The organism is Marinicrinis lubricantis, from assembly GCF_042658665.1.
Lineage (GTDB): Bacteria > Bacillota > Bacilli > Paenibacillales > KCTC-33676 > Marinicrinis > Marinicrinis lubricantis.
This window is the reverse complement of the sequence record NZ_JBHSQV010000185.1, coordinates 69612-81648: the sequence shown is the minus strand read 5'-3', so window position 1 is coordinate 81648 and position 12037 is coordinate 69612. Positions and strand designations below refer to the sequence as shown.

Sequence of the window (12037 nt, the reverse complement as noted above, 5' to 3'; positions counted from 1 at the left end):
GTATCATGCTGAATGAAACGTGGTGGACGAAATGGAAACTCAAATAGGTATTCAGTGCAGGAAAGCGATCGATACGGATGTCGACGCCTTATATGAATTGATAGAATCCTATGCGGAACAAGGCATTATGCTGCCGCGCAGCCGGGAATCGCTGATTCGCCAGTTGGACCATTTTTTCGTAGCGGTGCAGGATGATAAAATGATAGGCTGCGGCTCTTTATTTAGGCTAGGCCAGGACTTGGTGGAGGTACGCTCGCTGGGCATCAACAAGGAATATAAAGGCAACGGCATCGGCAGCAAGCTGTTAGAGCTGCTCGAGACAGAGGCTAGAAGCCAAGGTATTCCTAAGCTGATGGCACTGACGTATGAAGTTCGTTTTTTTCAAAAAAACGGTTTCCAAGTAGTCGAAAAAGAAGTATTCCCGGAAAAGGTATGGACCGATTGCGTTCATTGTAAAAAGCAGCACTGCTGTGATGAAATTGCGGTATTGAAGATGCTGGACTGACTTGACAATGGTCTCGTTAGTCTGGTATTTTTGTATTATCAATTAGCACTCGTTATTGATGAGTGCTAACGAATGCGGAAGGACTTGTAAGGGAGGGGAATGGTATTGCTGACAGACCGTCAAAGACTGATATTGCATGCTATAATAGATGATTACATCCGTTCAGCAGAACCGGTAGGCTCCAGAAGCATTTCAAAGAGGGGAGATGTGGGGTTCAGCCCTGCTACGATCCGCAATGAAATGTCCGACTTGGAAGAGTTAGGCTATTTGGAACAGCCTCATACGTCCGCTGGTCGGGTTCCGTCCCACAAAGGGTATCGCTATTATGTGGATCATCTGCTGCAGCTCAACAAGCTGACCTCCCATGATTTGGATACCGTTCGATTTTTTTTCGCGGAGAAGAAAAATCAAACCGAAAAAGTCATCCAGCATGTGGCATCGATTTTGTCAGGACTTACGAATTATACATCGATTGTGATGGGTCCGGATATTCACAGGGCAAGATTGAAGCATATTCAACTCGTACCTTTAAATGAAGATACCGCAGTTGCGATTATTGTATCGAGTATGGGACAGGTTGAGAACAAAATCGTATCGATTCCTAGAGGACTGCCGGTTTCTGAATTAGAGAAATTCGTGAATTTATTGAATCATAAGATGAAGGATGTTCCGTTCAATGAGCTGAGATCCAAGCTGTTCCAAGAAATTCGCAACGAATTAATTCTCCATGTGGAACGCTATGATGAATTGCTTCATATTGTAGATACCGTCATGGAATCGAACAATACGGAGGATCGATTGTTTCTTAGCGGGGCGACGAATATGCTCGTTCAACCGGAATTTAAAGATGTTGATAAGCTGAAGAGCATCTTGGATCTGCTGGATGAGACAGAAGCCGTCGCGCAGCTGTTTACTTCAGCAGGCAATGGAATTCAGGTGCGGATCGGAAAAGAAAACGATAATGAAGCGATTCATCAATGCAGCTTCATTACAGCAACTTATTCTGTGGAGGGACGTCCCTTCGGTACGATTGGTATTTTGGGCCCGACACGAATGGAATATGGCCGAGTCATCAGTTTGCTGGATTATTTGTCTAAGGATTTAGCGGTTCTGCTTTCTAGATGGTACGGGTAACTGCTTTCAGCGCAATTCGAATGCTCCGTTAAGCTTGTCACTGCAGTTGACATGACATGAACTAGTTTTGTGAAAGCAGTCATTCAGAGCGATCAAGCTTTGCGGGCAGGGGCTGCAGCTATCGCGGTCCCTGTGTCTTGCCGTGGATTCGAAGCAATGGGATGCAGGATGATCCATACGCTTGATGGCTACACTGTTAAGGAGGTGAAGGTAGATTGAGTGATGAAAAGTTGAACACATCTTCCGAAGCTACATATGAAGAGGTTGAAACTGCAGCAGAATCGTCTGAGACCGTTGAGCACTTGAACGAACAGGCGGAGCAAGCAGAGTCCGACAATAATGCGGATGCGAGCGAGGCTAAAGAGTCCGCCGGATCAGAAGCCGATCAGCCTGCAGAGCAGGAAGGGCAAATTGAGGAATTGAAGAAAACGATAGAGGAACAGCAGAATCGGATTTTAAGGATGCAGGCCGAATTCGATAATTTCAGACGAAGAACCCGTCAGGAAAAGGAAGAGTTCGCAAAATATGCTTCCGTTAAATTGATAGAGCAGCTGCTGCCTGTGCTGGACAATTTCGAAAGGGCGCTGGATTCCAGTAAAAATACGCAGGACTTTGAATCGTTGGCGAAAGGAATTGAGATGGTATTCCGTCAGATGAGCCAAGTGATGGATCAGGAAGGCCTGACACCGATTCATGCGGTTGGACAGCCTTTCAATCCAGAGGTCCATGAAGCGGTCATGAAAGTTCAGTCCGACGAGCACGAGGAAGGTATCGTTGTGGAGGAGCTGCAAAGAGGTTATACATTGCACGGTAAAGTGATTCGTCCTTCCATGGTGAAGGTAAGCGAGTAGGAATGTTCACGGAGAGATTGAAGTAAACGATTATTTTTTTGAGTTGTGCATTCGAATAGGAGGGTCTAGTGCTCATGAGTAAAGTAATTGGTATTGACTTAGGAACAACCAACTCCTGTGTAGCGGTAATGGAAGGGGGAGAAGCAGTCGTTATCCCAAATCCGGAGGGCAACCGCACAACTCCGTCGGTTGTTGGTTTCAAAAAAGACGGTGAACGGATTGTTGGAGAGACAGCAAAACGTCAAGCGATCACCAACCCGGACAGAACCATTATTTCGATCAAGCGGCATATCGGTACGAACCATAAAGAGGTGATCGATGGCCAAGAATATACACCTCAAGAAATTTCCGCAATGATTTTGCAAAAGTTGAAAGCTGATGCTGAAGCTTACCTGGGTCAGCCTGTGACGCAAGCCGTTATTACCGTTCCAGCATACTTTAATGACAGTCAGCGTCAAGCGACGAAGGATGCAGGTAAAATCGCTGGTCTGGAAGTGCTGCGTATTGTCAACGAACCCACTGCTGCAGCGCTGGCTTATGGTTTTGAAAAAGCGGAGGACCAAACCATTCTTGTATTTGACTTGGGCGGCGGTACTTTCGACGTTTCTATCCTTGAATTAGGCGACGGCTTCTTCGAAGTTAAAGCGACCAGCGGAGACAACCATTTGGGCGGCGATGACTTCGACCAAGTGATCATTGACTATTTGGTATCTGAATTCAAGAAAGAGAACGGCGTAGATTTGAGCAAGGATAAAGCAGCGGTCCAACGCTTAAAAGATGCGGCGGAGAAGGCGAAAAAGGAATTGTCCGGCGTACTTACAACGACGATTTCCCTTCCGTTTATCACCGTTGTTGACGGCGTGCCTCAGCACTTGGAGGTTACTTTGACTCGTGCTAAATTCGAAGAGCTTTCCGCTGATTTGGTAGAAAGAACGATGGGACCTACTCGTCAAGCTTTGCAGGACGCTGGTCTGAGCGCTTCTCAAATTGATAAGGTGGTACTTGTAGGGGGATCTACCCGGATTCCTGCCGTTCAAGAAGCTGTTAAAAAGTTGACTGGACAAGAACCGCATAAAGGGGTTAACCCTGACGAGGTTGTGGCATTGGGTGCCGCTGTTCAAGCCGGTGTATTGACTGGGGATGTGAAGGATGTCGTTCTGCTCGACGTAACTCCGTTGTCTCTCGGTATCGAAACTGCGGGCGGTGTGTTTACGAAGATGATCGACCGCAACACGACAATCCCTACGAGCAAATCTCAAGTCTTTTCAACTTATGCCGATAATCAAACAAGCGTAGAAATTCACGTGCTGCAGGGTGAACGTTCGATGGCGGCAGACAACAAAACGCTCGGCCGCTTTATCTTGAGCGATATTCCACCGGCACCGCGCGGCGTGCCGCAAATTGAAGTTACTTTTGATATTGACGCTAACGGTATCGTGAACGTCTCTGCACTCGATAAAGGTACAGGCAAATCGCAAAAAATCACGATCACTTCCTCGAGCGGTTTGAGCGATGAGGAAATTGACCGTATGATGAAAGAAGCAGAAGCCCATGCGGAAGAAGATCGGAAGCGTAAGGAACTGGTCGAGATTCGCAATCAAGCAGATCAATTAATTTATACGGTGGATAAAACCGTGAAGGATCTCGGCGACAAAGTCGATCAAGCCGAAATCGATAAAGCCAATGCCGCAAAGGAAAGCTTGAAGAAAGCATTGGAAGGCGATAATGCTGACGAGATCCAAAAGGGTATTGATGATTTGACGCAGATCGTTCAGCAGCTATCTGTCAAATTGTATGAACAGGCGTCGCAGCAAGCTGGTGATGCGGGTGCAGCCCAAGCCGAGGGCGGTAAAGCAAAGGATAACGTCGTAGATGCCGATTATGAAGTTGTCGATGAAGAGGATAAGAAATAAGCCTCTGATCAATAGGCCAAAAGCAAAGTCAAAGCCGTTATCAACGCTTTGACTTTCGCTTTGTTGGTTTAGATGGGAGTGGAATGATGAGCAAGCGAGACTTTTACGAGGTCCTCGGAGTGGGGAAGGATGCTTCCGAAGATGAGATTAAGAAGGCGTACCGCAAACTAGCCCGGCAGTATCACCCTGACGTGAATAAAGCCCCCGATGCCGAAGAGAAATTTAAAGAGGTTAAAGAAGCTTACGATGTACTTAGCGATGATCAAAAACGAGCAACCTACGACCGTTACGGGCATATAGATCCGAATCAAGGTATGGGGGGCATGGGTGGTTTTGACGGCGCCGATTTCGGAGGTTTTGGCGATATCTTTGATATGTTCTTTGGCGGCGGCCAAAGGAGAAATCCAAATGCGCCGAAACGTGGAGCGGATCTCCAATATACGATGACGATTGAATTTAAAGAGGCGGTATTCGGCAAAGAGCTGGATATTCAAATTCCGCGGACCGAGACGTGCGACGATTGCCATGGCAGCGGTGCCAGACCAGGTACGAAGCCTGAGAGATGTACCGTTTGCGGAGGAACGGGACAGCAGGAGGTCGTGCAGAATACCGCGTTCGGCAGAATTGTAAATCGGAGAGTCTGCAACGCCTGCAGCGGACAAGGGACCATCGTCAAGGATAAGTGCTCGAAATGCCACGGCACCGGCAAGCTGAAGAAGCAGCGCAGCATTCATATCAAAGTGCCTGCAGGTGTCGATGACGGCGCCCAGCTGCGTGTCTCTGGGGAAGGAGAAGCCGGATCGAAAGGCGGCCCTCCAGGGGATCTTTATGTGGTCATCCGTGTAAAACCACACGAATTTTTCGAACGGGAAGGCGACGATATTTATTGTGAAGTCCCGCTTACGTTCGCACAGGCAGCGCTTGGCGATGAAATTGAAGTGCCTACGCTGACTGGCAAGGTGAAGCTGAAAGTTCCGGCAGGTACGCAGACGGGAACGTATTTCCGTCTGAAAGGAAAAGGCGTTCCTCGTTTAAGAGGATATGGGCAAGGGGATCAGCATGTAAAAGCGGTTGTTGTGACTCCTTCCCGTTTAAACGACAAGCAGAAGGACCTTCTTCGGGAATTCGCTCAACTGAGCGGTGAAGAAACGCATGAACAGAATCAGTCTTTCTTTGATCGGATGAAAAAAGCCTTTTTAGGCGATTAGTCCTAAGACCACAGCTGTTTTGAACGGCACCGCCAATTGTTAGATGTGTATCTAGCACTTGGGGTGCAGTACAATGCTGTGGTCTTTTGCTGTATTTAGGTTCTAGTTGTCCTTCGAATTCAGGTATAGCCTGAAGAAGTCCAATCGGGGCGCATAGGAAAAGAGAAACTGCAAACCCTAAATGGAGCAAGGCATACTGAACGTATGAAGGAGGGATTGGCTTGGCTCATCAGGACAATCAAAATCAGCAGCTACCTATTGGCAAGAACGAGGATGTAGAGTTTTCCATCGAAGCTGCTGACGAGGATGATTTGGAGGCGTTGAAGCGGGCAGAAGCTGCAGACGCTAGGCAGGAAGGAGAGGGGCAATAAAGGTGGCTGAGAAACATATTACTGCATATTTCAAGGACAAGGATTCCGCCGAAGGTGTAGCCACTTCGCTGCATACCCTGCGAGTTCGAAATATTACGGTCGAACGGATGGAAGATAACGATCGATATGAGGGAGGAAGACCATATGCGGCAGCGATGCTGGGCGGTGTTCAAGGCAGTTCTCCTATGAATTTCGGCGCTTTTGGGACACAGACCATGGTTGCTTCGACACCCATCATTATGGATCGGGACGACCGTGAATCGTATAAAAATCAGGTGCAGGATGATAAGGATAACGATCAGCAGGTGATGCTCACATTCGTCGTGGACGAAGCCGATGCGGCGAAGTCGGTAGAACTCATCCATGAAGCAAGAGGCCGCCTTCTATAGCGTCTTAAAGTACTGAAGAACGAAGGAGGGAAGAATAAATGACAGAAAAAAATATTCTAGCTTATTTTAATACCCCAGAGGAAGCGGAAGGTGTGGCGAGAAAGCTAAAAGCGCTCCGCGCGCTGGATGTCAGCATTGATCGGTTCAGCCGCTACCCGGGAGAAGGTGTGCAGCGCAATATGAACCCAATCACTGGTGATTTTGCAGGACTCGGCAATTTAACACTGGATGCCGACTATTCGAACAAATCAGCGGCGATCTTGTCCGCAGCTGATCCGAGCGCAAGCGGCATGAGTGACGGAGGTCAGGGAGGGCCGACAGGCAAGGATATTTTGCTGACCGCCGTCATGCCGGAAGAAACGTTTCATCAAGCGCTGGAAGTGTGCCGTCAGGCGGGGGCGCAACTGTAATATGCGAATCATTATAACATCCGTGTAGGCTGTCCCTTGGAACGGGGCGGTCTTTTTTTAGGTGCAAAGATATGTGCATTTGTATAGCCAAGGGGATAATATTTTCTTTCGGCGTGCAAATATAGTAAAATGATTTTCATGGTTTTGGAAATACGAGACAAAGGATAGTGGAGGTGTGTTTCATGCAATGGCATGAAATTACAATACATACGACAGAAGAAGCAACCGAGGCGATTTCACATTATATGCATGAATTAGGTGCAGGCGGAGTGTCTATTGAAGAATCAGGCAGCTTGAATCGCCCGCGGGATACCTCACTTGGGCAGTGGTACGAGCTGCCGCTGAATGATATCCCAGAAGGAGAGGCCGTGATGAAAGGCTATTTTTCTGATTTGGAGGATATCGACAGCATTGTGAAGCAGATCTCGAAATTTGTGGGCAGCTTAATGGAATTTGGCTTAGATGCTGGAAAAGCGGAAATATCGGTTCGCGAAGTCGATGAGGAGGATTGGGCTACTGCTTGGAAGCAGTATTATAAGCCAGTCAAGATCTCCGAGCGGATTACGGTTAAACCGACGTGGGAGCCATATGAATCTGCGGCTGACGAATTAGTCATCGAACTGGATCCGGGTATGGCATTCGGTACCGGGACGCATGCGACCACCTCGTTATGCCTGCGTACGCTGGAAAAGGTTATTAAACCAGGAGACCACGTAATCGATGTTGGAACCGGATCTGGTATTTTGGCCATTGGAGCTGCGAAGCTGGGAGCGGAGCGGGTGCTTGCGATTGACTTGGATCCCGTTGCCGTATCCAGCTCGGAAGAAAACGTGAAGCTCAATGGATTGGAGGGCAGGATCACGGTTCGTGAGAGCGACCTGCTTCAAGTGTTTCACGATCATCGGGAGAAGTCATTGGATCTGGGAGTCAAACTGCCGGTAAAGGTCGTCGTTGCCAACATTTTAGCTGAGATTATTCTTCTCTTTATCGATGACGTTTATCAAGTATTGGAGCAAGAAGGCACATATGTTGTTTCGGGTGTGATCACAAGCAAGGAAGATGCCGTCGCGGAAGCATTGGAGAAAGCCGGGTTTCGTGTAGAGTACAGGGAGCGGGAAGATGATTGGGTGGTTCTGACCGCAAGAAAGGTGTAGTTAAGCGATGAGTGTTTTATATTACGGATGGGATGGCCTTCCCTTTTTCATCCTGGTCATCTTGATCGCATTTACACTGCATGAGTTTGCTCATGCTTTCACGGCGTATAAATTCGGGGACAACACCGCTTATAAAGAAGGCAGGGTGACGCTCAATCCGATGCATCATATCGACTTGTTCGGCATGATCCTTATACTTTTAGCAGGATTTGGATGGGCGCGGCCCGTTCCTGTCAATCGAAGCCGATTCAAGTACCCGAGAGTCATGAGCATCATCGTGTCAGCCGCTGGCCCGATCAGCAACCTGCTGATTGCCTTCATCGGTGTATTTCTGCTTTACGGTTATTTTGCAATTGAATTGAATGAGACGGCATCTTTAGGTGTCGCCAAGGCGATTGAACTGTTTTTATCCATTCTGATTCATTTGAACTTATTGCTTTTTATATTTAATCTTATCCCGCTGCCGCCGCTCGACGGATATCGCATTATAGAAGATGTGGCGCCGCTTCGAATGAGATTGAAGATGCTTCAAGTGCAGCATTGGGGCATTTATCTATTTCTTCTAATCGTATTTATTCCACCGCTCAATCGCGCGTTCCTGCAGCCGATTTTATCCTTAAGCGGTCTAATTGGCGACCAAATGGATGCTTTGATGCAATCATGGTTTGATTTTAGGGTATTTTGGCAGTAGTGAAATGGAACTTGATGGACGAGGGTGGAAAACGCACTAAAAAAGAGGTAAGATATAGATTGATTTATATAGGAATTTGAATTTTAAAACAAAGGCAGAGAACGCCATGCAGCGATATTTCGTACAAGCCGAACAGCTTACAGCGCATGCGGTAGAAATTACGGGCGAGGATGCTCATCATATCAGCCATGTGATGAGGTTAAAGCCAGAGGATCGAATCATTGTAAGCAATGGATTGAACCGGGAAGCTATCGCCGAAATTAGAGAAGTACAAAAGGGTCTGGTGATCGCAGACATTGTGGAAGAGCTTGCGATGGATCAGGAGCCTTCTGTAGATATTTGGATTTTTCAAAGCCTGCCGAAAGGCGATAAAATGGAGACCGTCATACAAAAAGGAACAGAATTGGGTGCGACCCGATTCGTTCCTTTTCAATCGTCTAGAACGATTGTGCAGTACGACAGCAAGAAGGAAGCTAAGCGGCTGGAGCGTTGGAGGAAAATTGCCAAGGAAGCGGCAGAGCAGGCGCATCGGGGCATCGTTCCGGAGGTGGCGGCATTATGCTCTTGGAAGGAAATGCTGGAGATGATTGGCCAGGCGGATAGTGCGCTGTTTTGTTATGAAAAAGAGCGGGACGGCGGCTTGAAGAAAGTGTTGGAGCTCGCAAAGGAGCGCTCTTTGGAATCTTCCCGTAAGCCGGTTATTGCGGTTATCGTAGGACCTGAGGGCGGTTTTACCGAAGAAGAGACGGCGCAAGCGGAACATGCCGGCTGTTATCTGATTACGCTTGGCAAAAGGATCCTTAGGACGGAGACGGCAGCGATGGCCGCTGCTGCTTGTATTTTATATGAATTTGACGAGATAGGAGGCAGCTAATTATGCCAACCATTGCATTTCACACCCTAGGCTGCAAAGTCAATTTTTACGATACGGAAGCGATCTGGAACATGTTCAAGGCAAAAGGCTATGAGCAGGTGGACTTTGAGGGGAACGCGGACGTTTACGTCATTAATACGTGTACGGTAACGAACACCGGAGACAAAAAGTCTAGACAAATGATTCGACGGGCGATTCGCAAAAACCCGGACGCCGTCATTGCAGTGACCGGATGCTACGCACAGACTGCGCCTGCGGAAGTCATGAACATTCCTGGCGTTGATCTTGTTGTAGGTACACAGGACAGAGACAAGATTTTAACCTATGTCGAGCAGTTTCAGCAGGAGCGTAAGCCGATCAATGCGGTCCGCAATATTATGAAGACGAGAGAATTCGAAGAGCTGGATGTGCCGGAATTTGAAGATCGGACCCGGGCATTCTTGAAAATACAAGACGGCTGCAACAATTTCTGCACCTTCTGTATTATTCCTTGGACACGCGGACTCAGCCGCAGCCGTACACCGGAAAGTGTCCTGGAACAGGCGCGCAAGCTTGTTGCGAATGGTTTTAAAGAGATTGTACTGACGGGTATTCATACCGGTGGTTACGGTGACGACTTGGAAAATTACGATTTAACGAATTTGCTGATTGATTTGGACAAGATTGAGGGCTTAGAGCGAATTCGGATCAGCTCGATCGAGGCCAGCCAAATTGATGATCGCATGATTGAGGTGTTAAACTCCTCTTCCAAGATGTGCCGCCATCTCCATATTCCGCTGCAGGCAGGACACGACGGCGTGCTGAAGAGAATGAGACGCAAGTACACGACGGCGGAATACGCGGAGAAAATTCGGCGCATTCATGAAGCGATGCCGGGTGTTGCGATCACGACGGACGTTATTGTCGGCTTCCCTGGTGAAACAGAAGAAATGTTCCAAGAAGGATATCGTTTCATGGAACAGTTGAAGTTCGCGGAAATGCACGTATTCCCTTACTCTAAGCGTTCTGGAACGCCGGCGGCACGCATGGAGGATCAAATCGACGAAGAAGAGAAGAACCGGCGCGTTCATCAGCTTATTGATCTATCCGAGAGGATGCAGCTGGAATACGCGAAGCAGTTCGTCGGTGAAGTGGTCGAGGTCATTCCTGAACGCCCGTATAAAGGGGCACCGGACAGCGGTTTGCTGATGGGGACATCGGACAACTATTTGAATGTCATCTTTGAGGGAACCGAAGAGATGCTCGGTCAAATTTGCAGAGTGAAAATTACCGAAGCCGATGTGAACGAATGCCGCGGTACGTTCGTACGCATAGTAGAATCGGAAAAATCGGCTGCGGTGTAATAAATTATTGTATGTGAGCACTAGCACTTGAACGGAAGAAAAGGGATTTCTTTCAGCTTATTCTGAAGGAAATCCCTTTATATTTTCAACGGGAAAGCAGCTTTCATGTCTCCCATCTCTTCCATACGGGCAGATAGCAGAAGGGCAGTGCCAGCAGGGAACAGGCTACATTGTAGAAGGTTTGCACGTGGGCCAGCTGGACGGAAGGGATGTCTGAGAGGAGCAAGGCCATATCCTTCATCATCCAGATGAGTGGGAAAAACAGCAATGCACCGAAGGCGTTGAGAAGGAAATGGGACCACGCGACGAAACGGCCGGAACGGCTGCCACCGATGCTGGCAATAAATGCTGTCAAGCAGGTGCCGATATTGGCTCCTAATATAATGGCGATGCCCAGCTCCACACTGATCGCATGTGCTGAGGCAAGACCCATTGCGATCGCAATAGAAGCTGCGCTGCTCTGGATAATTGCTGTCAAGCATGCTCCGGCGACCACTCCCCAGATGAGACTGCGGCTCGCATTTTCCAAAAACCAGCTGTAAAATCCTGTTGTCTGCAGCGTTGGAACGATTGAACTCATGATTTCCATTCCCATCAGAACGGCAGCGAAGCCGGCGGCTGCCATGGTTAGATAACGGATGGCATGCAGGCTCCCCGCTGCGCTGCTGCGGGACTGAACGATCCCGTCCGGTATGAGCCAAGCCACGCCGCAAATCCCAATAGAAGTTAGCAGGATAGGTATGGCTGCGTCGGATATATGGAGACTGATCAATTCGGTCGTTAAACAGGAGCCGATATTCGTTCCGAGTATGATGCCTAATGTCCTAGGAAAAGTCAGGAGCCTCGCGTTGACGAGACTGATGGTGAGGGCGGTTAAGGCACTGCTGCTCTGCAGCAAGGCGGTCATGACGGTCCCGGTCACCATGCCGCGCAGCGGCGTTTCCGTAAACTTTTCGAGTATCCCTTTTAAATAGGGTCCCGCCCAACGCTGCATCGCAATTTCCATCACTTTCATGCCAAAAAGAAATACTGCCAGTCCCGCGAGCAGCGGGATCATGATAGAATGGAACATATGAAACTCCTTTGCGGCATTTTCAAATTTACCTGTTGAAGACCAAGATCCTAATTCAATATATGATGGAATTTGTACAAGCATGATCATTCCTTTTTCATATAAGAAAACTTGATTATTCA

13 protein-coding genes are annotated in these 12037 nt (G+C 48.2%); 12 read left to right on the top strand and 1 reads right to left on the bottom strand.

Going from position 1 to position 12037, the window contains the following annotated elements; genetic code table 11:
• Window positions 1–31: 31 nt before the first annotated feature.
• The 12 genes from ACFPXP_RS20935 (at window position 32) to mtaB (ending at window position 10843) form a co-directional block, all read left to right on the top strand.
• On the top strand, window positions 32–505 hold the full coding sequence (locus ACFPXP_RS20935) for an N-acetyltransferase (RefSeq protein ID WP_379896387.1): 474 nt from the start codon (window positions 32–34) through the stop codon (window positions 503–505).
• Window positions 506–610: 105 nt separating this feature from the next.
• A complete protein-coding gene (hrcA, locus tag ACFPXP_RS20930) occupies window positions 611–1639 on the top strand; it encodes a heat-inducible transcriptional repressor HrcA (RefSeq protein ID WP_379896386.1) in 1029 nt (342 codons plus the stop codon).
• Window positions 1640–1854: 215 nt separating this feature from the next.
• Complete coding sequence (grpE, locus tag ACFPXP_RS20925; protein ID WP_379896385.1) at window positions 1855–2490, top strand: nucleotide exchange factor GrpE; 636 nt, start codon at window positions 1855–1857, stop codon at window positions 2488–2490.
• Between the two features lie 74 nt (window positions 2491–2564).
• Entirely contained in the window at window positions 2565–4403 is a 1839-nt protein-coding gene (gene dnaK, locus ACFPXP_RS20920) for a molecular chaperone DnaK (protein WP_379896384.1), read from the top strand.
• Between the two features lie 83 nt (window positions 4404–4486).
• Complete coding sequence (gene dnaJ, locus ACFPXP_RS20915; RefSeq protein WP_379896383.1) at window positions 4487–5611, top strand: molecular chaperone DnaJ; 1125 nt, start codon at window positions 4487–4489, stop codon at window positions 5609–5611.
• Between the two features lie 215 nt (window positions 5612–5826).
• Window positions 5827–5982 (top strand): YfhD family protein, encoded by a 156-nt coding sequence (locus ACFPXP_RS20910; protein ID WP_379896462.1) that lies wholly within the window; start codon window positions 5827–5829, stop codon window positions 5980–5982.
• 2 nt (window positions 5983–5984) lie between these two features.
• Entirely contained in the window at window positions 5985–6371 is a 387-nt protein-coding gene (locus ACFPXP_RS20905; RefSeq protein WP_379896382.1) for a hypothetical protein, read from the top strand.
• A 38-nt stretch (window positions 6372–6409) separates the two neighbouring features.
• Window positions 6410–6781 carry a hypothetical protein gene (locus ACFPXP_RS20900; RefSeq protein WP_379896381.1) on the top strand — a complete coding sequence of 124 codons (372 nt, stop codon included), beginning with the start codon at window positions 6410–6412 and terminating at the stop codon, window positions 6779–6781.
• 182 nt (window positions 6782–6963) lie between these two features.
• On the top strand, window positions 6964–7935 hold the full coding sequence (gene prmA, locus ACFPXP_RS20895) for a 50S ribosomal protein L11 methyltransferase (RefSeq protein ID WP_379896380.1): 972 nt from the start codon (window positions 6964–6966) through the stop codon (window positions 7933–7935).
• A gap of 7 nt (window positions 7936–7942) precedes the next feature.
• Complete coding sequence (locus ACFPXP_RS20890; protein ID WP_379896379.1) at window positions 7943–8626, top strand: site-2 protease family protein; 684 nt, start codon at window positions 7943–7945, stop codon at window positions 8624–8626.
• Window positions 8627–8732: 106 nt separating this feature from the next.
• Window positions 8733–9500 (top strand): 16S rRNA (uracil(1498)-N(3))-methyltransferase, encoded by a 768-nt coding sequence (locus ACFPXP_RS20885; protein WP_379896378.1) that lies wholly within the window; start codon window positions 8733–8735, stop codon window positions 9498–9500.
• A gap of 2 nt (window positions 9501–9502) precedes the next feature.
• Window positions 9503–10843 carry a tRNA (N(6)-L-threonylcarbamoyladenosine(37)-C(2))-methylthiotransferase MtaB gene (gene mtaB / locus ACFPXP_RS20880; protein WP_379896377.1) on the top strand — a complete coding sequence of 447 codons (1341 nt, stop codon included), beginning with the start codon at window positions 9503–9505 and terminating at the stop codon, window positions 10841–10843.
• A gap of 103 nt (window positions 10844–10946) precedes the next feature.
• Here the strand turns inward: mtaB and ACFPXP_RS20875 are convergent, their stop codons facing one another.
• Window positions 10947–11915 (bottom strand): Na/Pi cotransporter family protein, encoded by a 969-nt coding sequence (locus tag ACFPXP_RS20875; protein WP_379896376.1) that lies wholly within the window; start codon window positions 11913–11915, stop codon window positions 10947–10949.
• Between the last annotated feature and the right edge of the window lie 122 nt (window positions 11916–12037).